Genomic DNA, 22,229 nt, shown 5'->3' with positions numbered 1-22,229 from the left:
CTGGGACACCTACTGGACTGAAAAGACGGCAGGCTAGCCAACAATGACTCTCGAAATTGAGCACGCGGCGGGGGGGGGGGGGGGGGGCCCCCCCCCCCCCCCCCCCCCCCCCCCCCCCCCCCCCCCCCCGCGGGGGGCCCCCCCCCCCCCCCCCCCCCCCCCCCCCCCCGTCGTGCTTTAACCGATCCCCTCTCACCTTTCGACGCTTTCCCGCGGTCCCTCTCTCACCTTTCGACGCTTTCCCGCGGTCCCTCTCTCACCCCCAAATTTCAGGTCTTGACGTCGCGATAGTTACCGATATATCGTTAACTATCGCCGATATTCCTTCGGCGTAACAACAACCGAAAGGACGATGCTGTTATGAAAGGCATCAACGAACACGAGAACTCATTCCCCGAGCACGATCACGGACACCCGGAACACGGACATGGACGAGGCCGCTTCAATCGCGGCAAAGGCCGACGCGGCCCGGGCGGACACGGCGGCGGCGGATTTGGCCCAGGCTTCGGACCGGGCGGTTTCGGCCCCGGCTTTGGACCCGGATTCGGCCCTAGGGGCTTCGGTCCCGGCGGTTCACGCCGAGCCAACCGCGGCGACGTCCGCGCAGCAATTCTCTCGCTGCTGGCCGAGTCTCCGTCCAACGGCTACGGCCTGATCAAGACCATCGCCGAAAAGACGTCCGGCGCATGGCGCCCCAGTCCCGGGTCGGTCTATCCGACGCTACAGCAGTTGGTCGACGAAGAACTGATCGTCGCCGTCGGCGAAGGTCGGCGCACCGAATTCACTCTCACCGATGACGGCAAGGCCTACATCGCCGAGCATGAAGAGGAACTCGCCAACGCCTGGAACACCGAGGCCGATGGAACCGGCGCCGCATTCCACCAAAGCGTCGGCAAGCTCATGGGCGTCATCCACCAGTTCCGCGCCGCGGCCACTGACGAGCAGCGTCAAGCTGCCATCGAGAAGCTGGACGAAACCCGCAGGGCGCTCTACCTGATCCTGGCTGACTAGTGATCGCCACAGTCCCCTTGACCTTGACGTAGCGTCAACCCCTACAGTCGAGGAACAAGGCTAGGACGGAGGACTGATGGACTGGTCAATCCAGGAAATCGCAAAGATCGCAGGCACCACCAGCCGCACGTTGCGTCACTACGACGACATCGGGTTGCTGAAGCCAAGCCGGACCGGCCATAACGGCTACCGCCACTATGACGGTCCGGCTCTGGTTCAGCTCCAGCGCATCCTCCTGCTCCGGGAACTGGGGCTTGGCTTGCCGGCCATCGCCGAAGTTCTTGACCGCGAGACGGACACCGTCAAAGCGCTGAGCAGCCATCTGGAATGGCTCGCCCAGGAGCAGGACAGGCTGACCCGGCAGATCGCCTCCGTTCGGCAAACCATCGACACGATGAAAGGGGATGGAAAGTACATGGCACAGAACATGTTTGATGGCTTCGACCACACTCAGTACAAAGACGAGGTGGAGGAGCGATGGGGCAAGGACGCCTACGCGGCCAGCGATTCGTGGTGGCGCGGGATGAGCACCGACGAAAAGCAGCAGTGGAAGGACCGCGTCCAGAAACTGGGCACGGATTGGATCTCCGCCGCAGAATCCGGGGTCTCGGCGGACAGCGCCGAGGCGCAGGACCTGGCAAGGCGTCACGTTGAGTGGCTCAGCGGCATTCCGGGAACCCCGACGGCGGCACCTGGCGGAGACGTCAAGGGTTACGTCACGGGACTCGGAGAAATGTACGTTGCTGATCCGCGGTTCGCGGCCAACTACGGCGGGGAATCAGGGGCGACATTCGTCCGGGATGCGCTGCGGGTTTACGCGGAAAAGAACCTGTAGACGCTCAGGATGCGCCGATCAGGGTTTCACAATAGTCTGGCCGAATGGGTACAAGCACCGTAAAGTCCGGCGGACAGGTTGACAGACAAAAACGCATCCTCGACGCAGCCTTGGAACTGCTGTCCCGCCACGGCATTTCGGGCATCAACATGCGCGCTGTGGCGCGTGAAGCCGGCGTCGCACTTGGGCTTGTGAACTACTACTACGAGGACAAACCGAGTTTGATCCGCGCGGTGCTCCACCAGATTGAAGAGCACGACCTCCTCTTGGTGGAGCCGCAGGCTACGTCGACCCCGGACGAGCAACTCCGGGAGTCCCTTCGTCGCGTTGCGGACCCACGCCTCCTGACCACGCCGTATCTATCCCTCCGCCTTCATTTGTGGGCCCTCGCCCAGGCGGATGAGGACTTTGCGCGCATCAATGCCGCAGCCTTTGAGAGGTACCTCCAAGGGCTCGCGGCCTTGATCGGCAACGCCATTCCCGGGCTGTCACCTGAGGAATGCCGGGACCGTGCGGCCGACGTCGTCGTGGTGCAGAACGGCATGTGGCTCACCACGCTCCTGGGCATCGACAAGGCAGCCATCGAGCGCGGTATTGCCCGCACGGAAGACATCGCCTTCGCCCCTTCGCGGTGATTCGAACCGCCCTTGCCCCATTCCGCCGCGAGGATCTCACGGTAGCATTGTCTACAGAAGCGTTTCTTCAGTGTGAATCGGAGTTGTCTTGAAGCCAATGAATGACCTTGCATACGTGGGGAGTCAGGTCCGCAGCCTTATTGTCCAGAACGCCGGAGGGACAGGGTCGGAGGCGCTCGACGAGATTTTGGGTCCGGTTGCTTCAGCCGGAAAGATGCTCAGGTCCGGTTTGATTCTCGATATCGGGGCCACCGTCGGTGCCGTGCCCAGTCCGTCGCTCCTTTCGGCTGCGGCGGCGGTCGAGTTGCTTCACGCGGCTTCACTTATTCATGACGATCTGATCGACGGGTCGGACTATCGACGCGATGCACCCGCTGTACATGTCACTGCCGGGGAGGGAATCAGCATCCTGTCGGGTGATCTGCTGTTGGCCAGGGGCATGAAGCTGGCCCATGAGGCAGGGCCCGCTGCCGCCTCGGCTTGGCAGTCTGCCTTTGAGCGTCTGACGCTCGGGCAGCTGGCAGAGTCCCGCTTGTCACTGCGTTCAGCGGAACAGGACTTCCTTTCCTACATTTCCATGAAGACGGCCGAGCTTTTTGCTGCCAGCTGTGAGATGGGCGCTCTCGTCCTGGAACTGTCGCCGTCGACAGTTGAACAGGTTCGTTCGTTCGGGTGGAACTTCGGGATGGCATTCCAACTGTTGGATGACCTTCTCGATCTCCTAGGGGACGACCATGTTCTGGGCAAACCTGTCGAAACGGACCTCCCCAACGGCGTGTTCGGGGTAGCGGCCATCAGGGCTTCCACCACTTCAGGAGCTGCTTTGGAAGAGGCCTTGGAGGCTGGCCAATTCAGCAAGGCTTACGAGTTGCTTCGCGATCCTGACGTCGTTTCCTATTGCCTGGGCCTGCTCGAGGGCTATGTGGATGCTTCTGCTCATTCCCTCGAGTGCGCGTTGCCCTTGGACAACGCCGGTCCTCTGGTCTCGTGGACGAAGAAATACTTCAAGGAGGCCTTGGAAGACGGGATGCGCGCTGAATACCGGCATCTTTTGCCGCTGCAGTGGGGAAGGGACAAATAGTGGCTACGAGAGTTACGATCCGGCACGTTGCCAAGGCAGCGGGCGTTTCGGTGACGACAGTCTCCGATTCTTTAAGTGGCAAGGGCAGACTGCCTGAGGAGACTCGAAAGAAAGTACTGGAGACGGCCAAGAGCTTGGGGTATCAGGCAAGCTCTGCCGCGAAGAGTCTCGCGTCCGGCAGGACGGGCATTCTTATGATGTCGATTGCGGCGCCGGAGACAGCTGTAACGTCGATGTGGAATGTCGAATTTTTTGTCCGGGTCATGAGCGCAGCTTCCGAAGTTGCCTCGTCCAGGGGTTACGCCCTGGCGATGGCTCCTATCGGCGACTGGGCGGGTAAAACCACAATTCCTTACGACGGAGCCATAGTTGTCGACCCCGTGCCTGAGAACAGGCTGGTGCAGCGTGCATTGGTGGACGGCAGGCCCTTGGTGACAGTGGGCAGGTTGGACTCCACAGTCACCAGCAGCGTTGACAACGATTTCTCTGCTGTCGTTTCCGAGGTCCTGGATCACTTGTGGGAGAAGGGTTCCAGGCGACCTGGCTTGATTTCCAGCCCAGTCAGCGCTTCCTATGCCGCGGATTGTGTTCAAGCCTACGAGGGCTGGTGCAAGGTCCGCGGAGTTCAGCCCCGGCTGGAAGTGGTGTCGGGAAGCCTCTCGGAAGACACCGGGCGCCAGGCTGCTGAACGGCTCCTCAGCAGGGAGGATGCCCCGGACTCCATATTTGCAACACTGGACCGACTCGCCCTTGGGGCTTCAATGGCAGCCTCTGCTGCGCAGGATGTCATGATCGTCAGCCTGGGTGACAGCTCAGCAGTAGCTGGCGCTTCGACGCCCCTCACCGCCGTCGAACTGCAACCAGTGGAGATCGGACGCGCGGCCGCGGAGATGCTCATCGAACAAATTGAAGGAGAACAATCAATAAAGAGCGTGACCATTCCGGCTCACCTCGTTGTCCGCGCAAGCACGGAAGCCGGCGCGCGTCCGACCAACTAGGAACCGCCTAGTACAGTTCCGGCTTCAGGTGGAGCAGGTAGTCGATGTCCGATTCGACCCGGGAACCGTAGCTCAGGTCTACGCAGAGAATCGTCTCGCTGCGTCCGGCCTGGGACAGCACGGCGCCGTTTGGTGCAACGACCCTTGAGCCGCCGACGAAGTCGAACGGACCTTCAGAGCCAGTGCGGTTGACGTAAATGTGGGGGATCCGGTTATCCAGCGCCCTCGCCCTGCCTGCAAGCTCATGATCGTCGTAATACGGGTCCATGTTCGCGGCGATGGAGATGATGAGGTCCGCCCCCTCCTTGGCCAGCTTTCTCGCCGGTTCGGGGAGCTCGATGTCGAAGCAGGTCAGGGGCGCTACCGTAATGGCTCCCAAGTTCACACATTCAAGTTTGTCCCCCGGAGTAAACACTTCTGCTTCTCCGCCAAAAAGATGTGTCTTTCGGTAGACGCCGGCTACAGTGCCGTCCTTGTCGATCATCAACATCGAATTGTAAGGACGCAACCCGGCTTGTTCGATAAAACCAACAACCAACGCCGTCTGGTGGCCACGGCAGGCGGCCTGGAGCACCTGGATGGGTTGGCTGTCCACCGAAAGCTGCAGCTCCCATACGTCCACGGACGTGTAGCCGGTCAGGAACAGCTCGGGGAAGACCACCAGATCCGCTTCGTGATGTTCCTCAAGAACGCTGAGCACGCGGTGTACATTCTCGTCGATCCGACGGGGAACCGGCTCAAGTTGGGCCAGCACCAGGCGCAGTGTTGTCGGACGGAGATGTTGTTCGACGGGCAGAGAATGTACACCGCGTTGCATTAGACCAGCTCCAGTCCGTAACCCGCAGGCGAGAGACGGCGGACGCCGTCAGACTGCACGAGGTAGTTGTCTTCGAGCTTGAGGAGCATGAATTCGCCGTCCACTTCGATGCCGGTTTCGGGTTCGAGGGAAATGACACTGTTTTCCACGATGACCTGGTCTCGGTCGAAGAGCCCGTGACGGTAAATAGTGGGCAGTTCACAGGCGCGGAGCCCCACGCCGTGACCGATCGCGTACGGGGTGGTCGGCAGGCCCTCGCTGGCGAGGTATTTGTTGACTGCTTCGTCAACCTTGGAGACCAGGACGCCCGGTTTTGCCGCTTCCTCCGCGATGCGGTGGGCGTTCAGCAGCTTCTCGTAGACGGCACGAATTTCCGGACGCGCTTCTCCGCCGACGAAGCCAGTGCGGGCGATGTCGGATGCGTAGCCGTGCTGCCCGTAAACGCCGATGTCGAAGAAGTAGGGGTCTCCTTCACGAAGAACGCTGCCTTCGGCGAACCATCCACCATTTCCCCTCCTGTGGTTACACAGTGAGTGGCTCAGGAACTCAGGTCCCGATTCCTGAAGCTTGCCCATCACGGCAGCGAGGATATCGTGGTCTGTTGCGCCCGGCACGGCGGCTGCGATTCCGGCTTCAGCCCCAATGGAGTTAACGATGCTGGCGTCTTCGAGCAGGATGATTTCATCCTGGGTCTTTCGGATGCGGATGTCGTAAAGTTCCTGGCCGACCGAAACAAAGCTTGCCTGCGGCAGCACAGTTTGGAGGCGGCCGAGGATCGCAGGGTCGATGAGCTCGATGCCAACTTTCGTAGCCCCCTTCAGCGCTGCTGCCAAACCTCTGGTCCAGGTTTCGGGGTGGCCGACGACGGGAGCCCATGACGGCATGGCATGGATGGCCGTAACCCATGGCAGGTCTGCGACCGGGTTTGCCTGGGTCTCGTCGACCCAAGGCGTGAAGATCTCCGCGTTTCCGTCGCGGTCAACGACGGCTGCGAACCAGTCGAAGGCTTCGGCGATGATTTGGGTGCGGTAGTCCGTGGCGTAGCGGATGTGGTCAAACCCAGTCAGGAGGAGGTGGGAGAGCTGGTTTCGCTGCATCAGTTCGGCGATGGCAGTGCGGCGATCCTGGCGGAGCCTGTCGATGTTGATGGTGGACCAGTTGTACATGATTTCCTTCTTTTCTTGGTGGTGCAGGTCTGTGGGGTTTATTCAGCGGACGTCATCGTTGACGCGCTGGGAACGGTGGCGGGCAGTGCGTTCTTGTGTCCCAGGAAGTAATAGAGAGTGCCGGCCACGATGCTGCTGGATAGCCAGGAAAGATCCGTGCCTCCGAGGGCTATCGCAAGGGGGCCTTCGACCCCAGGAATGCCGGTTTTTAGGAAGAGCCACCCGGCTAGCAGCCCCGCTGCCAGGGACACCACTCCGGGCCAGTTGACGTCACGGGACCATTTGACTGAAGGAGCCGCGTAGAGACTTGAAACATCAACCCGCTGGCGGCGGAGGATGAAAAAGTCAACCAAGGTCATCGCGGCCCACGGCGAGATCCAGAGCACGAGAACGCTCATCCACTGCGCTGCGGAGTTGGCGAAGTTTTCGGACTGAAGGAAAAGCCAGAGGACAAAGGAGCCGACGATTCCCCCGCCGAGCGCTATCTTCCATTGCCGCGCCCTGATGTCCAGGGAAAGGACCGCCAGGACGGACGAGTACATGACCACGATGTTGGTTGCGATCGGCCCGTGGAGGATAAGGACGAGGATTGGCAAAGCCAATGCGCCGAAGGCGGTCAGCACCAATTCAGCAGGGTCGGTTCCTCCGCCGGCTGATGCGATGTACGCGCCGAGGAAGCCGAGCCAGACGACGGGAACAAACATTCCAAGCGTCGCGGACCAGAACACCTTCTTAGTGGGCATGGTCGGACGGGTGAAGCGTGTGAAGTCGGCTGCATAAACGAACCAGGTGATGCCCCAACCGATGCCAATCGCGGTCATGACCTGGCTCATGGCAGCCAGTTTGTCGGTGCCGTCCAAGGTCCCGGGGGCGAAGCTCGGATGTACGTTGAGTGAGGCAACGATCGTCATCACGACCATCACCACCAGGATGACGGGCATCGTCCAGCGTTCGAACTTTTTGATGGCGTTAAATCCCCAGGCGGCCAAAAGGACCTGGATAATCATGATGACTGCCGCGATGGAGTACTTCACCGTGTCATTGGGTTGCACGCCCACTTCTTTGAGGGCTGTCATCGCCAGGTCCAAGACGATCCACGTATTGACTCCGACCCACCCCATGGGCATAAGAACCATGACTGCGGCCACGACTTTGGCCCCGCGCCGTCCCAACGCGAGCCGGGCCAGAATCATGGCGTTCACGCCGGTCTTGTGGCCCATGATGCAGAAGAGCCCGAAGAGTGCCGAGCCCATCATGTTGCCAACGAGAATGACGATCAGGGTTTCGGCCAAGCTCAAGCCCAGCCCGAGACCGACCGTTCCCAGCACCCAGTTGATGGGAGCAAGGTTGGCACCGGCCCAGATCCAGAATTGATCAGCTCCCCCGGAGGTCCTGTCCCGCGCCGGAATCGGACAAACTCCGTGGTCTTCAACCAGTGCCTCTGAACTGGAGGAGCCCAGCGGCTCCGTTTTGACTGTTGAGGCCCCATTATTCAATGTGGCCACCTCCAAATGATTGAGGGCCGGACTGTTGTCCGGCAGATGTTGGATGTCAGCGTTCCCCAAGACGCAATTCTGCAGAAACGCTTCTGCAAAAGCGTGTGCTTTATGTCACCTCATGAAGCTTAGGATCTATGATTGCAGAAGCGTTTCTTCTTGTCCAGCACTTCGCCGGCTTCCATCAACTTCCACGGGAAGAGTGTGGGTAAGGCGGGAAGTCCGCCTCCAGGCAGACGGCAATTGGAAGCACTCCATCGACGGACCAGTGACCACCATCGGCAACGGCTGGTTCCAGAAGTCCATCACCGGCACGCCTGTGGCCGTCTTGATGGCCACCCTCCCCACCGGCCTGACCGCCAATGACAAGGACCTCGGCGGCGGAGCCTCCTCCATGCCCGCGATGCCTGAAGGTACCCGGGTGTTCGGCTAGCCCCTTCTTACTGCCGGGCTAAAAGAGCCGAGGGCGGGGGGCGCGCGCCCCCCCCCGGGGGCGCCCCCCCCGGCCCCCCCCCCAGCGCCACCAAGACCCCCCCCCCCCCCCCCCCCCCCCCCCCCCCCCCCCGGGCGGCCCCCCCCCCCCCCCCCCCCCTCCCCCCTGTCAGCCCGCGAACTTCGAACAGCTACTCCACCGTCACCATCACCGACGGCCAGCCCGAGGCACCGTCCGGCACTGGATCGGCGCGCTGTTCCGTCTGGACTTCGCCGGTGCCGTCGGTGGCCCGGGCTTTGACGTAGTGCAGGCCGGGCGTGGCATCCCATTCATAGGACCACTGGCGCCAGGTGATGGTGGAGGCTTCGTCGGAAAGGGTTGCTTCCACCCACTCGCCGTCGTCGATCTGGACTTCCACCTTGGTGATTCCCCGCGTCTGCGCCCAAGCGGTGCCGCCCACCGCGACCTTTCCCGGCGCGAACTTCGCAAAGGACTTGGGTACGTCCACACGTGCCATGGTCTTGATGGGGCCGCGCTCCGACCAGCCGCGTTCCGTCCAGTACGCCTTGCTGTCAGCGAAGCGGGTGACCTCCAGGTCCACCACCCACTTGGTGGCGGAAACGAACCCGTACAGCCCTGGAACCACCATCCGCACGGGGTATCCGTGTTCCACCGGAAGCGGCTCACCGTTCATGCCGATGGCCAGCATGGCATCGCGGTCATCCTGCAGGACTTCCAGTGGAGTGGAGGCGCTGAATCCGTCAATGGATGTTGAGAGCACCATGTCCGCGCCTTCCTTCGGTTTGGCCATGGCCAGGACTTCGCGGAGGGGCATGCCCAGCCATTTGGCGTTTCCGGCGAGCTTTCCGCCTACGGGGTTGGATACGCAGGTGAGGGTGACGTGCGATTCGATCAGATCGGCGTCGAGCAGGTCCTGGAAGGTGAGGGTCACTTCCTTCTCAACCATTCCGTGCACCCGCAGTACCCAGTCTTCGACGTTGATTTCCGGGACGCTCAGGGCGGTATCAATGCGGTAGAAATCGTTGTTCGGTGTCAGCCAAGCGGAGACTCCTGCCACCGGGGACTGGACTCCCGCCGGAACAGCGGGCGCAGCCTTGACGGGTGCCGGCAACCGGAGTGCATCCCGGGCCTGCGCAACATTGTTGCGTGCGGCACCCAGCAGCCGCCCACCGGTGGCCGCGATTCCGGCGGCGACGGCGGTGATGCCGGCCGCGGCGAAGAAGCGACGGCGGCTGGTTCCGGGACCCCCAACCTGGTTGTCGGCGTCGGCCGCTATGTCAGCGGGGGCTTCCGGCCACGACTTCAAGCCCCACAACGGCTTGATAAGGCGGCGCAGGACGAAGAGGCCTGCGATGGTTCCCACGATTGAAGGGATGGCGTCGGCGGGTCCAACGCCGGCGCGGGTGGTGACGGCGGCAACAATCACGGCACCCATGAACAGCACGCCCAGGACGCCCAGCGCCCACTTCTTGTAGGCCACAACACCCAGAACGCAGGCAAGCAGGGCGATGGTAAGGCCCATGCCTACGAACAATGCTGCTTTGTCGTTGGTACCGAAGGTGGCAATCGCAAAGTCCTTCATCCACGAGGGCGTGAAGTCGATGAACGTGGATCCCAGCGCGAATACGGGGGTCGCCCTGGCGGTGAAGAATGCACCGACCAGCTCGGCTACGGCCAGCACGACGGCGGCAGATACCACGCCTGCCAGCGCTGCCATGGTTTCGGGGCCTTTGGTCCGGAGTCCGAGCTTTTTCATGTCAGTGGTTCGTAGCGGCAGGGAACAGGGATGGGTGAGGATCCGGACCACCCCAACCACAAACTTTGAACATCTGTTCATAATTTTCCTTGAACGAATGTTCAAGATGCACTAGCCTGCTTCGTATGACCCAAGCCACATTTTCTGATTCTGCCTCCACGCTTTTCATCAACGGCTCGTGGGAGTCGGCCGCGTCAGGCGCCGTGCGGCAGATCCGCAACCCGGCCGACGGCGAACTGGTCGCCACGGTGTCCGAAGCCGGCCGCGAAGATGCCGAGCGCGCCATTTCCGCAGCCCGCAAGGCCTTCGATTCCGGTGTTTGGGCAAACGTCCCCGCTCCCGAGAGGGGCGCGTTCCTGCTCAAGGTCGCCGCGGAACTGCGCGAACGTCGCGAGAAGTTTGCCCGCGCTGAATCCTTGGACACCGGGAAGCGGATCATCGAAAGCCGCATCGACATCGATGACATCGCCGCCTGCTTCGAATATTTCGGACGCCTCGCCGGGCAGTCGGCGGGCCGGGTGGTCGACGCCGGGAACCCCGCCGTCGTCAGCAAAATCGTCTACGAGCCCGTCGGAGTCTGCGGCCTGATCACGCCGTGGAACTACCCGCTGCTGCAAGCTGCGTGGAAGATCGCTCCCGCGCTGGCCGCCGGCTGCACTTTCGTCCTGAAGCCTGCGGAGCTGACCCCCTCCACCGCAATCCTTGCCATGCAGTTGCTGCAGGACCTGGGCCTACCGGACGGCGTCGCCAACCTGGTAACGGGCCCCGGCGCTCAAGCGGGCGCACCACTTTCTGAGCACCCGGACATTGACTTGGTGTCCTTCACCGGCGGCTTGGAAACCGGCAAGCGCATTGCCGCCGCCGCAGCCGGCACCGTGAAAAAGGTGGCGCTGGAGCTCGGCGGCAAGAACCCCAACGTGGTGTTCGCTGACGCTGACTTCGACGCCGCCGTCGACAATGCGCTGAACGGCGCCTTTGTGCACTCAGGGCAGGTCTGCTCCGCCGGGGCTCGGCTGGTGGTGGAGGAATCCATCGCGGAGCGTTTCGTCGAGGAACTGGTCCGCAAGGCCAAGGACATCCGCCTGGGCGGCCCGTTCGATGAGTCCGCCGAAACCGGTCCGCTGATTTCCGCCGCACACCGGGAGAAGGTGGACGCCTACGTCCAGCGCGGTGTTGCCGAAGGCGCGCGGCTGCGCTGCGGCGGCGCGGCCCCTGAAGGCGAAAAGTTCGACGCCGGTTTCTACTACCAGCCCACCGTCCTGGACCGCGTGACCCGGGGAATGTCCGTAGTGATCGACGAAGCCTTTGGCCCGGTAGTAACAGTGGAAACCTTCCGCACCGAGGACGAAGCCGTGGCCACCGCCAACGACACCATCTACGGGCTGGCGGGCGCCGTCTGGACCCAGGATGCCGGCAAGGCCCAGCGGGTAGCGGGCCGTTTGCGGCACGGCACGGTCTGGATCAACGACTATCACCCCTACCTTCCGCAGGCCGAGTGGGGCGGCTTCGGCCAGTCCGGCGTCGGCCGCGAACTCGGTCCCACCGGGCTGGGCGAGTACCAGGAAGCCAAGCACATCTACCAGAACACCAGCCCCCAGGTGACCGGCTGGTTCGCAGACCACGGCAAGGAGAAATAGATGCACGTTGACAACATCGAGAACCTCAGCGAGCGCGGGTTCGATTACGTCGTCATTGGCGGAGGATCTGCCGGAGCTGCCGTCGCCGCCCGGCTGAGCGAGGACCCTGCCGTCACCGTTGCCCTGGTGGAAGCCGGCCCGGATGACCGGGGCCTGCCCGAAATCCTGCAGCTGGACCGCTGGATGGAACTGCTGGAATCCGGCTACGACTGGGACTACCCAGTGGAACCGCAGGAGAACGGCAATTCCTTCATGCGCCATGCCCGCGCCAAGGTCATGGGCGGCTGCTCCAGCCACAACTCCTGCATCGCTTTTTGGGCACCCCGCGAAGACCTGGATGAATGGGAATCGAAGTACGGCGCCACGGGCTGGAACGCTGCCGCCGCCTGGCCTTTGTACCAGCGTCTGGAAACGAACGAGGACGCCGGACCGGAAGCTCCACACCACGGCCACGACGGTCCGGTGCATTTGATGAACGTTCCTCCGAACGATCCCGCCGGCGTCGCGCTCCTTGATGCCTGTGAGCAGACCGGCATCCCCCGGGCAAAGTTCAATGACGGCACCACTGTGATCAACGGTGCCAACTTCTTCCAGATCAACCGACGCTCGGACGGGACACGTTCCTCCAGCTCGGTCTCCTACATCCACCCCATCATTGATCGCGAAAACTTCACCCTGCTGACCGGCCTGCGGGCGCGACAACTGGTGTTCGACGCGGACAAGCGCTGCACCGGCGTCGACGTCGTGGACTCGGCTTTCGGCCGTACGCACAGGCTGAACGCGCATCGCGAGGTCATCCTGTCCACCGGCGCCATCGACTCCCCCAAGCTGCTCATGCTTTCCGGCATAGGCCCGGCCGAACACCTCGAGCAGCACGGCATCGAGGTCCTGGTGGATTCCCCCGGCGTCGGCGAGCACCTGCAGGACCACCCGGAAGGCGTGGTTCAGTTCGAGGCCAAGCAGCCCATGGTGCAGGCCTCCACCCAGTGGTGGGAGATCGGCATCTTCACTCCCACCCAGGATGGCCTGGACCGCCCGGACCTGATGATGCACTACGGCTCCGTGCCGTTCGACATGAACACCCTGCGGTACGGCTACCCCACCACGGAGAACGGCTTCAGCCTCACTCCGAATGTCACCCACGCGCGTTCCCGCGGGACCGTTCGCTTGCGCAGCCGGGACTTCCGCGACAAGCCCATGGTGGATCCCCGGTACTTCACCGATCCGGAGGGGCACGACATGCGCGTCATGGTGGCCGGTATCCGCAAGGCCCGCGAAATCGCCACGCAGCCGGCAATGGCCGAATGGACCGGTCGGGAACTCTCCCCTGGCATCGAAGCGCAGACCGATGAAGAACTGCAGGATTACATCCGCAAAACGCACAACACCGTCTACCACCCCGTCGGCACAGTCCGCATGGGATCGGTGGACGACCATATGTCACCCTTGGATCCCGAACTGCGGGTCAAGGGCGTTACCGGATTGCGCGTGGCGGACGCCTCCGTCATGCCGGAACACATCACCGTCAATCCGAATATCACCGTGATGATGATTGGCGAGCGCTGCGCCGATTTCATCAAGGCCGATTTCAACAACAGCCGGACGGAGGACACCACGACGGCGGAAGCCGGCTTCAGCTTGTCCCTCGCCTGACCAGGCACCCTGCTTTTAGACCCACGCAACAAACAATGGGGGAAACAGCCGGAGGCACAAAGCGGTGCCCGGCCTTGATTTCATCTGCGTCCAATGGCGGCCGCAGAAAGTCACCATTCGTGCACGTCTGAACTAGGAGTTCGCATGTCAGAACCCAGCAAATTAGGACCCTGCAAGAGCGATGCAAGCGGCATGGACGAGTTTGGCTATGCCCAAACCCTGGACCGCAGCATCGGTAAGTTCGCCAGCTTCGCCGCCGGCGTCAGCTACATCTCCATCCTCACCGGCGTTTTTCAACTGTTTTACTTCGGATTCTCGACGGCGGGACCCGCCTACGCTTGGTCGTGGCCCATCGTCTTCGTCGGCCAGCTGATGGTCGCCCTGTGCTTTGCGGAATTGGCAGGACGCTACCCGGTGGCCGGGTCGGTCTACAACTGGGCCAAGAGGCTCTCGACTGGAACGTGGGCGTGGCTGGCGGGCTGGTTGCTGTTGCTCTCCTCCATCATGGCCCTGGGGTCCGTTGCCTTGGCCCTCCAAATCACCCTCCCGCAAATCTGGAGCGGCTTCCAACTGGTGGGCGATGGAACGGGGCCCTATGACTTTGCGGTCAACGGGGTTGTCCTGGCCAGCATCATGATCGGTATTTCCACCCTCATCAACGCTTTTGGCGTGAAACTCATGACCATGATCAACAGCGTGGGCGTGTTCGTGGAGCTGGTTGCAGCCGTCCTGCTCATTGCCGCGCTCATCTGGCACTCCGTTCGCGGACCGGAAGTCCTCTTGGATACTGCGGGATTCGGCGAAGAACATCCCCTGGGCTTCTTTGGCGTGTTCCTCATTGCCGCCATGGCGTCCGGCTACGTCATGTACGGCTTCGACACCGCCAGTTCCCTGGGTGAAGAAACCAAGGACCCCAAGAAAACGGCGCCCAGGGCGATCCTGCGCGCCGTTACGGCGTCCTTCCTCCTGGGAGGATTGCTCCTCCTCGGCGGAATCCTTGCCGCGCCCGATCTTTCAGATCCCAAACTCGGAGCGGCCGATGGCGGGCTGCAGTACATCGTGCTGTCGGTGCTGGGCGGTCCATTCGGCAAGGCCTTCCTGGCGTGCATCGTGGTGGCCGTGGTGGTCTGCACGTTGGCCGTCCACGCAGCAGCCATCCGGATGATGTTCGCCATGGCAAGGGACAACAACCTCCCGTTCAGCCGTCAGCTCAGCAAAGTGCATCCCACCCGCAAAACCCCCACAGTGGCCGCCATCGTTATCGGTGTCGTGGCCGTGATTCCCCTGATCGTCAACATCTCCCAGCCAGCTATCTTCACGATTCTCTCCAGCATCAGCATCGTCCTGATCTACCTGTCATACCTCCTGGTGACGGTGCCCATGCTGCGGCGCCGCTTCTTGAAGAAGTGGCCCCTCAAGGACGACGGATCAGAACCGGGATTCAGCCTCGGCAAATGGGGGTTGCCCGTGAACATCCTGGCGGTGCTGTGGGGCGGTGCCATGACACTGAACCTGGTGTGGCCGCGGCCGGAGATTTACAACTCGGTGCCGCCGTTCGAGTGGTACCTGCAATGGGGCGGCGTCATGTTTGTCGGCACGGTCATCATCGGCGGGACGCTCCTCTACCGCCTGCGCATCCGGCACAAGACCGGAGTCCTGGCCGAACACGCAGCCGTCGCTGCGCCTTCGGACCCGGACCCGGATCCGGCCTTGGTCGCAGCCCGGAAAGCCTGACGCATGCCCGGGCGGTCTCAGACGAAGGCCGACTTCCCTGTCACCGCCCGGGCAACGATCATCGAATTGATCTCGTAGCTGCCCTCATATGTGTAAAGGATCTCGGCGTCGCCGAAGAGCTTGCCCATCTCGTAATCCGTGGTGATCCCGTTCCCGCCCAAGAGGGAACGGCCCATCGCCACGGATGAGCGCGCCAGCCGGGTGGTGGTGGCCTTGCACATGGCAGCTTGGACCATTTCGAGCTTGCCGGCCTGCTGGATCCGCGCGAGCTCAACCATCATGGACAGTGAGGCATTCGCGTTGCCCAAAATATCCGCGAGCTGCTGCTGCACCAGCTGGAAACGGGCCAGCTCCTTGCCGAATTGCTGGCGTTCCAAGGCGTAAGAACGGGCGATATCAAACGCGGCCAGTTGAATCCCTGCAGCCTGCCAACCCACCCAAGCCCGGGAATCACGCAAAAGATCGTTCGCCCGCGAGAACTCCGTGGCCCCCGGCAGGAGATTCTCCAAAGGTATGCGGACCTCATCCAGGACGATGTCCGTGTTCTGCATGATCCTGAGCCCGATTTTGTTGGAGATCTTAGTGGCCGAGTACCCGTGGCGATCGGTCTCCACAATGAAGCCCTTGATCTGCCCGTCGGATTCGTCCCGGGCCCACACCAGCGCAAAGTCGGCGATGGTGCCTGCACCAATCCAGCGCTTGGCACCGTTGATGACCCATTCGCCGCCGTCGCGCCGCGCCGTCGTCGAGAGTCCTCCGGCGATGTCCGAGCCGTGGTCAGGTTCGGTGAGGGCGAAGGCGCCCAACTGGGTAAAGGCCTCCAGCCCAGGCAGCCACGTGCGCTTCTGCTCATCAGAGCCGAGCTCGTGGATCATGCCCACGATGAGTTCGTTGTGGATGCCCACCAACGCCGAAAGAGACACGTCCGCCCTGGCGATCTCGGTGTACATGAGGCCCTTGAAGAGCTTGGTGGAGCCGTCTGTCTGTAGTCCTCCAAGCCCGAACTTGGCCATGTCGGCCAGCAGTCCGAACGGAAATTCCTCCCGGTTCCAGTACTCGATACTGGCCGCCCGGATGCGTGTCTGCAGGAATTCCCTGATCTCGAGGTAGCGCACACGCTCCGATGGTGGGAGCAGATCCACTACGTGCATAAGGTCCGCCTCCGGGTAAGGAGGGAGGACACGTTCTGTTGCCGCACCGCTGGTGACGGTGCCGGCAGCTTTTTCGTCGAGCATTAGACCCCTTCGTCATGTCCCGCACAGGCTCTTCCAAACCCTTGGATGTCCTAGTATATTGCAAGGTGATGTGGATCACTAGGCCGGGCAATGAAGCCCCAGCGAAAGGCGGACTATGACAGTCACCGATGACTTCCGTGCGGCCCGCGACCGGTTGCTGGAACTGCGCGAGGATTACAAGCAGGCACACAGCGAATTCGCGTGGCCACGCTTCGAGGAGTTCAATTTCGCCTTGGACTGGTTCGACCAGATCGCGGCGGACCAGGAAAAAGGTGGCAAGCCCGCGCTGGTCATCGTGGAACAGGACGGCAGTTCCACCCGCCGCTCGTTCAAGGAGCTCGCAGATCGGTCATCGCAGGTAGCCAACTGGCTGCGCGGCCAGGGCGTCCAGCGCGGCGACCACATGATCATCATGCTCGGCAACCAGGTTGAACTCTGGGAACTCATGCTGGCCGGCATCAAACTGGGCATCGTCATGATCCCCACCACCACCCTCATGGGCGCCCGCGATCTCCAGGACCGCGTTGAGCGCGGTGGGGCCAGCTGGGTGGCCGTCGGAAGTGCCAACATCAGCAAGTTCGCCGCAGTGGAAGGCGATTACACCCTGATCGAGATCGGCGCGGAACCCACCAACGCGGACGCCAAACAGTACGCAGATTCGTACGACGCCGGCACGGACTTCGCGCCCGACGCCCCCACTCGCGCCGACGAGACGCTGCTCCTCTACTTCACCTCCGGCACCACCTCCCGCGCCAAACTGGTGGAGCACACCCACACGTCCTACCCCGTGGGCCACCTGTCTACGATGTACTGGATCGGCCTCGAACCCGGCGATGTCCACCTCAACGTCGCCTCCCCCGGCTGGGCCAAACATGCTTGGTCCAACGTCTTCACTCCTTGGATCGCTGAGGCCTGCGTCTTCATCTACAACTACGAACGCTTCGATGCCGCCGCCCTCATGGAGCAGATGGGCCGGGAGGGCGTCACCAGTTTCTGCGCGCCGCCCACGGTGTGGCGCATGCTCATCCAAGCAGACCTCACGCAGCTCACCACTCCTCCGCTGAAGGTGGTTTCGGCCGGCGAACCACTCAACGCGGAAGTCATCGGGCAAGTAGAGGAGGCCTGGGGCGTCACCATCCGTGACGGCTTCGGCCAGACCGAATCCACGGTCCAGATCGCCAACACTCCTGCCCAGCCGGTAAAGATCGGCTCCATGGGACGGCCGCTGCCCGGGTACGACGTCGTCCTGGTGGACCCGGTCACCGGCCAGGAAGCCGACGACGGCGAACTCTGCTTGCGCTTGGACCCCCGGCCCGTGGGGCTCATGAAGAGCTACTTCGGTGACGAGGCCAAGACGGCCGAGGCCTTCCGCGATGGCTACTATCACACCGGCGATATGGCCAGCCGGGACGCCGATGGCGTCATCACCTATGTCGGCCGGGACGATGACGTCTTCAAGTCCTCCGACTACCGTTTGTCGCCATTCGAACTTGAAAGCGTCCTGATCGAACACCCCGCAGTGGCGGAAGCCGCCGTCGTGCCTTCACCTGATGCCGTGAAGTTGTCGGTACCCAAGGCGTTTGTGGTGCTGGCCGCCGGCTACGAACCGGGACCTGCTGTGGCCGAGGACATTCTCAAGTATTGCCGTGAGCATCTGGCGCCGTTCAAGCGCATCCGGCGGCTGGAATTCGGCGAGTTGCCCAAGACCATTTCCGGCAAGATCCGGCGCGTCGAACTGCGCGGTACAGAGGTTGCTCGGCACGGCGACGGTCCGCTCCCGTCAGGTTTGGGCGTCGAATACTCCGAGGAGGAGTTCCCGAATCTGAAAGACTAGCCAACCGAACACTCGGCCAACCAAGCAAACGAAGGAGGCCCATGGGCACCCCACTCCCCCGCGACCCCATTGCCGATGCCCAGCGCAACTGGGAACGGCATGGCTGGGGCGATGTCGCCGCGCCCATGGCTGCCATCACCGCGATCATGCGCACCCAGCAAATCCTGCTGGCGCGCATCGAAACGGTCCTCAAGCCGTTCGGGCTGACCTTCGCACGCTACGAACTTCTGGCGCTGCTGAGTTTCGCCCGGAGCGGTGCGCTGCCCATGAACAAAGCCAGCGCGCTCCTGCAGGTGCACCCCACCTCGGTGACCAACGCCGTCGACCGCTTGGAAAAAGCCGCCCTGGTGGCCCGCTCGCCGCATCCCACCGACGGCCGCACCACCCTGATAGAACTCACCGCCGAGGGCCGGACCCTCGCCAAGAAGGCGACGGCGGCACTCAACTCCGAGGTTTTCGGCAAGTCAGGTTTCGGAGACGACGACGTCGATCACCTCATCCGCGTACTGGGCACCTTCCGCAGGGATGCGGGAGATTTCGAAGACTAAGGCGCTCAACGGGCTTTCTCGTGTCCGGGGTTTCTACGTTCTGGAGGGGCGGTGTCCCGGCAGGGGCGGTGCCTTTGATTGGTACGAGTGTCCGGTGGGGGTGCTGATTTCCACGGTGTGCACGTCACCGGGCACGGCTTTGGTGCTCCAGCCGGGGTTTTCCTTGGTGTGGTTGCAGGCTTCGCAGAGCCCTGCGCCATTAGCGAGGTTTGTTTGCCCTCCGGAACGCCACGGAACCACATGGTCAATATGCCGGATCGGCGCATCGCAATACGGGGTCCGGCAGATGTCGTCACGGGTTTCGATGAAGTGCCGAAGCCCACCAGCGAAGACCCGGGCCTTGGAGTCGGCGGCAAGGAGTTCTCCCGTGGTTGGCGCGGTGTAGAGCCGGCGAAGCCAGACAGTGAGCTCTGTCTTCGGCACTGCCGCATGATCTTGACCGGTTTGCCCTGTTCCGGAAGCTGAGTTCGCGCCCTCCTGTCCCAGGGTTGCGGCTTGCGCCGATCCGAGCAGTTCCCTTCCCCATTCAGCGGGGACGATTCCGTAGCCCTTGAGCCGGGCTGGTTCGCTGTCACCTTGGAACAAGGTGCGGTCCGTCATAACGAGGTCCACGTTGATCCCCGAAATCCCGCCCGTGGTACCGGTGCTGCGTTCGACCAGGGTGTCGGCCATAACCTGACCCCGACCTCGAGCATCCCCACTGGAGCGGGCCGAATCAGCCGCTCGGGTCAGCGCCGCGTAGACCGCCACTCCCTGGGCAACCGGAAGCAATGCCGTCAGGTAGGTCATGGTGTCCGGCGCCGGGCGCAGGCTGACAGTCCGCTCGGCCGCAGCGCGACTGGCACGCCCGACTACCGACCGCGGATCCCGCCGATACGCGGCAGCCTTCGCCGCGGCCACGATCGCTTTGTCGCCCTTCCCGGCAAAGGTCCCTGTGTCGGGGGCGAGCTCCTCGTCGACAGCGGTTCGGTCCTCAACAGACAGGCAGGCGGTTTCTTTCACCAGCAGCGTGGCACGCCACTCATTCAGCTGCCCGGCCTGCAGCGCCGCCAAGGTGCGCGGCATCTCGATCACGAGCGCCTTCGCCAAACCAAGCAACCGGGAGCCACGGTTCGGTGATTCCCTCCGTGCCAGTGCCACCTGGGCTCCCACGCCCTGGCCACGCTCCGAGGCGGGGACCCCTGCCTCGGCCTGCTCGGCGCGCTGGGCAAGATCAAAAGCCACAGCAACCCGCGCCTGCAAAGCGGTGATTGCCGACTTCATCTCCTCCAGGGCCCGCAACTGCTCGATCAGGTCCCCACTAACGGTGCTGGCTGTACCCCTGCCGCGCTGAACGGAATCCACGACGACTGGAGCGCGCCCGAGCGCCACTACTGCGCCCGCTTGCCTCTCCCCAATCCGCTCCATGCCCTAACTCTGGCAGCAGGCACTGACAATATAAGGCCAGCGATCACAGGGGAGCCCCATTCACTGGCCGCGAGGTGAGGGAGTCCCTTGGAGGACCTCCCTCAAGCGGGACTCCCTCCCCCGCTGCGAACCTGATGTTCTGAAGTCATGACCACTACAATTTCCACCGCCAGGACCCGGCGTTTACCCCTGGTGACCTACGTTCTGGCTGCGGGTGTGTTCCTGATGGGAACCACCGAGTTCATTGTTGCGGGGATACTGCCGGAGATCGCCAGCGACCTGGGCACCTCCGTGGCAAGTGCGGGACTCATGATCACGGTGTTTGCTGTCGGCATGATCGTGGGCACTCCCACGATGTCCATCCTGACCCTCAAGCTGCCACGCCGGCTGACGCTGAGCCTCGCGCTGGTGGTGTTCTCTGTTGGTCACGTCATCGTGGCGCTCACCTCCGATTTCACGCTCATTCTTGGCGCACGTTTCCTGACGGCCTTGGCGACGGGCGCTTTCTGGGCGGTAGCCGCCGTCGTGGGTGCCAAAGCGGCAGGCGCTGCGGCAGCCTCGCGGGCGCTAGGGGTGGTGTTGGGCGGCGGGATGCTTGCCAACGTGGTGGGTGTTCCCCTTGGGGCGTTTGCCGGTCAGGTCATTGGCTGGCGGGGACCGTTCTGGGTACTCGCTGGCCTGGCCCTGGTGGGTGCAGTTACCGTGTACCGGTTGGTTGCCTCGGATCCTGTTTCCGGACCCACCCCGTCGGTCCGTGCTGAGCTGGCGAGTATGCGGGACTCGAGGGTTTGGCTTGTCCTGGCGGGCTGCGCGATGGTGTGCGGATCTTCCTTGGCCGCCTACACCTTCATCTCTCCGCTGCTCACCGAGAACACTGGGCTTGCCGCAGCCGCGGTTCCGCTGGTGCTGATGGCCTACGGCATCGGGGCGTTCATCGGATCCACCCTGGGTGGCCACTTCGGGGCACACCACCCCTACCCGGCCCTGTTCATCTCAGCAGGCATGACATTCCTGGTTCTCGGAGCCCTCTTCCTGTTCTCCCACTACGCCGTGGTGACAGTGGTCCTGATCTTCCTGCTGGGCCTCTTCGGCATGGCAACGAACCCAATATTGATCGGCAAGGCAGTGCGCTACGCCGGGCAAGCTCCAACCCTGGCCTCGGCGCTCAGCACTTCGGCGTTCAATCTGGGCACGGCCGTGGGATCGTGGATGGCCGGCTTCGCGCTGGAGTCCGCGCTGGGAGCCAGCGGTCCGGTGCTGGTGGGTGCGGGAGTAGCTGCGCTCTACTTCCTGCCGCTCACGGTGCTGATGCTCAAGGATCGGAAGGAAGGTGCCGTGGCATGAGGCGCAGCGTCGCTGGAAGATTGTTGCCCGCCATCACCATTGCGGCGGCCGCGGCGCTGGCCAGCTGCAACACAACGCCCTCCGGCGAACCCGCACCGAGTCCGGCCGACGAAACATCAACTCCCGCCACCGGCAGCGTCGTAGGTACCGTGGTCCGCTTCAGCACCGGCTCGGCATCACTTGACGTGACCATCGGTGAGGACAACCCGGCCACCCGGGACTTCTTGAGCCTGCTGCCGCTCACGCTCACTATGGAAGAGTTCGCCGGCCGGGAGAAAATCGCTGAGCTGCCGAGACCTCTCAACCACCAAGGATCCCCCGGGTCCGACCCTGAAAACGGCGACCTGATCTACTTCGTCCCTTGGGGGAATCTTGGTTTCTATTACGATGCCTCAGGTATCGGATTTTCGGACCAGACCATCCATTTGGGGCGCTACACCGCCACCCCGGAACGGCTTGCGCAGTTCGAGGGGCCGGACGTCCGGGTAGAAGTCAGCCGCTGAGCGTGGCATCGACATCCACGACGTCGGCACGGACGCCACTTGCCTCGAGTCGGACCGTCACCACGGAGAGGGGTCGCTAGGTCGC

General features: G+C 62.8%; 20 protein-coding genes and 1 pseudogene. 14 read left to right on the top strand and 7 right to left on the bottom strand.

Translation table 11 applies throughout. The features are described 5' to 3' along the window. The first annotated feature begins 360 nt into the window (after positions 1-360). The 5 genes and pseudogenes from LN996_RS04170 to LN996_RS23865 all read left to right on the top strand — a co-directional run. Positions 361-1,011 carry a PadR family transcriptional regulator gene (locus tag LN996_RS04170; RefSeq protein ID WP_231338913.1) on the top strand — a complete coding sequence of 217 codons (651 nt, stop codon included), beginning with the start codon at positions 361-363 and terminating at the stop codon, positions 1,009-1,011. Between the two features lie 76 nt (positions 1,012-1,087). Next, positions 1,088-1,846 (top strand): MerR family transcriptional regulator, encoded by a 759-nt coding sequence (locus LN996_RS04165; RefSeq protein ID WP_231338912.1) that lies wholly within the window; start codon positions 1,088-1,090, stop codon positions 1,844-1,846. A gap of 44 nt (positions 1,847-1,890) precedes the next feature. Further along, on the top strand, positions 1,891-2,481 hold the full coding sequence (locus LN996_RS04160) for a TetR/AcrR family transcriptional regulator (protein ID WP_231338911.1): 591 nt from the start codon (positions 1,891-1,893) through the stop codon (positions 2,479-2,481). A 97-nt stretch (positions 2,482-2,578) separates the two neighbouring features. Continuing rightward, positions 2,579-3,562: a polyprenyl synthetase family protein gene (locus tag LN996_RS04155; RefSeq protein WP_231338910.1), complete on the top strand. Its 984-nt coding sequence runs from the start codon at positions 2,579-2,581 to the stop codon at positions 3,560-3,562. Then, positions 3,544-3,648, top strand: a pseudogene (locus tag LN996_RS23865) (LacI family DNA-binding transcriptional regulator); the annotation flags it as partial. The gene LN996_RS04155 and the pseudogene LN996_RS23865, both read left to right, overlap by 19 nt. Before the next feature lie 56 nt (positions 3,649-3,704). On the opposite strand, the gene LN996_RS23625 reads toward LN996_RS23865, so the two are convergent. Next, positions 3,705-3,827, bottom strand: a complete 123-nt coding sequence (locus tag LN996_RS23625) for a hypothetical protein (protein WP_256490977.1) — start codon at positions 3,825-3,827, stop codon at positions 3,705-3,707. Between LN996_RS23625 and LN996_RS04150 the strand changes: the two genes are divergently transcribed. Next, a complete protein-coding gene (locus LN996_RS04150) occupies positions 3,826-4,560 on the top strand; it encodes a LacI family DNA-binding transcriptional regulator (RefSeq protein WP_231338909.1) in 735 nt (244 codons plus the stop codon). The two genes, LN996_RS23625 and LN996_RS04150, sit on opposite strands and share 2 nt — an antisense overlap. Before the next feature lie 7 nt (positions 4,561-4,567). Here LN996_RS04150 and LN996_RS04145 read toward each other — a convergent pair whose 3' ends face one another. The 3 genes from LN996_RS04145 to LN996_RS04135 form a co-directional block, all read right to left on the bottom strand. Further along, on the bottom strand, positions 4,568-5,314 hold the full coding sequence (locus LN996_RS04145; protein WP_231338908.1) for a carbon-nitrogen hydrolase family protein: 747 nt from the start codon (positions 5,312-5,314) through the stop codon (positions 4,568-4,570). A 62-nt stretch (positions 5,315-5,376) separates the two neighbouring features. Then, positions 5,377-6,543, bottom strand: a complete 1,167-nt coding sequence (locus tag LN996_RS04140; RefSeq protein WP_231338907.1) for a Xaa-Pro peptidase family protein — start codon at positions 6,541-6,543, stop codon at positions 5,377-5,379. A gap of 38 nt (positions 6,544-6,581) precedes the next feature. After that, positions 6,582-8,048, bottom strand: coding sequence for a cytosine permease (locus LN996_RS04135; RefSeq protein ID WP_231338906.1), 1,467 nt, complete (start codon positions 8,046-8,048; stop codon positions 6,582-6,584). A 193-nt stretch (positions 8,049-8,241) separates the two neighbouring features. Between LN996_RS04135 and LN996_RS04130 the strand changes: the two genes are divergently transcribed. Beyond that, positions 8,242-8,472, top strand: coding sequence for a hypothetical protein (locus LN996_RS04130; RefSeq protein WP_231338905.1), 231 nt, complete (start codon positions 8,242-8,244; stop codon positions 8,470-8,472). A gap of 190 nt (positions 8,473-8,662) precedes the next feature. Here LN996_RS04130 and LN996_RS04125 read toward each other — a convergent pair whose 3' ends face one another. After that, positions 8,663-10,249, bottom strand: coding sequence for a molybdopterin-dependent oxidoreductase (locus LN996_RS04125; protein WP_231338904.1), 1,587 nt, complete (start codon positions 10,247-10,249; stop codon positions 8,663-8,665). 125 nt (positions 10,250-10,374) lie between these two features. Between LN996_RS04125 and LN996_RS04120 the strand changes: the two genes are divergently transcribed. The 3 genes from LN996_RS04120 to LN996_RS04110 all read left to right on the top strand — a co-directional run bounded on the left by LN996_RS04120 (position 10,375) and on the right by LN996_RS04110 (position 15,273). After that, a complete protein-coding gene (locus LN996_RS04120) occupies positions 10,375-11,886 on the top strand; it encodes an aldehyde dehydrogenase family protein (protein ID WP_231338903.1) in 1,512 nt (503 codons plus the stop codon). Further along, positions 11,887-13,539 carry a GMC family oxidoreductase gene (locus LN996_RS04115; RefSeq protein ID WP_231338902.1) on the top strand — a complete coding sequence of 551 codons (1,653 nt, stop codon included), beginning with the start codon at positions 11,887-11,889 and terminating at the stop codon, positions 13,537-13,539. It begins immediately after the preceding gene. A gap of 144 nt (positions 13,540-13,683) precedes the next feature. Continuing rightward, entirely contained in the window at positions 13,684-15,273 is a 1,590-nt protein-coding gene (locus LN996_RS04110) for an APC family permease (protein WP_231338901.1), read from the top strand. A 17-nt stretch (positions 15,274-15,290) separates the two neighbouring features. Here the strand turns inward: LN996_RS04110 and LN996_RS04105 are convergent, their stop codons facing one another. Next, positions 15,291-16,508, bottom strand: a complete 1,218-nt coding sequence (locus LN996_RS04105; protein WP_231338900.1) for an acyl-CoA dehydrogenase family protein — start codon at positions 16,506-16,508, stop codon at positions 15,291-15,293. Positions 16,509-16,623: 115 nt separating this feature from the next. Here LN996_RS04105 and LN996_RS04100 point away from each other — a divergent pair, with 115 nt between their 5' ends. Both LN996_RS04100 and LN996_RS04095 read left to right on the top strand, forming a co-directional pair. Continuing rightward, positions 16,624-18,342 (top strand): AMP-binding protein, encoded by a 1,719-nt coding sequence (locus LN996_RS04100; RefSeq protein ID WP_231338899.1) that lies wholly within the window; start codon positions 16,624-16,626, stop codon positions 18,340-18,342. A gap of 41 nt (positions 18,343-18,383) precedes the next feature. Continuing rightward, positions 18,384-18,890 (top strand): MarR family winged helix-turn-helix transcriptional regulator, encoded by a 507-nt coding sequence (locus LN996_RS04095; protein ID WP_231338898.1) that lies wholly within the window; start codon positions 18,384-18,386, stop codon positions 18,888-18,890. Between the two features lie 33 nt (positions 18,891-18,923). On the opposite strand, the gene LN996_RS04090 is transcribed toward LN996_RS04095, so the two are convergent. Continuing rightward, on the bottom strand, positions 18,924-20,297 hold the full coding sequence (locus LN996_RS04090) for an HNH endonuclease signature motif containing protein (RefSeq protein ID WP_231338897.1): 1,374 nt from the start codon (positions 20,295-20,297) through the stop codon (positions 18,924-18,926). Positions 20,298-20,444: 147 nt separating this feature from the next. On the opposite strand from LN996_RS04090, the gene LN996_RS04085 reads away from it, so the two are divergent. Continuing rightward, on the top strand, positions 20,445-21,641 hold the full coding sequence (locus tag LN996_RS04085; RefSeq protein ID WP_231338896.1) for an MFS transporter: 1,197 nt from the start codon (positions 20,445-20,447) through the stop codon (positions 21,639-21,641). Beyond that, positions 21,638-22,144 (top strand): cyclophilin-like fold protein, encoded by a 507-nt coding sequence (locus tag LN996_RS04080; RefSeq protein ID WP_231338895.1) that lies wholly within the window; start codon positions 21,638-21,640, stop codon positions 22,142-22,144. The genes LN996_RS04085 and LN996_RS04080 overlap by 4 nt, the downstream gene beginning before the upstream one ends. Positions 22,145-22,229: the final 85 nt, after the last annotated feature.

Source organism: Arthrobacter sp. AK01 (genome assembly GCF_021109375.1).
Lineage (GTDB): Bacteria > Actinomycetota > Actinomycetes > Actinomycetales > Micrococcaceae > Arthrobacter.
This window is presented reverse-complemented; position numbering and strand designations above follow the sequence as displayed.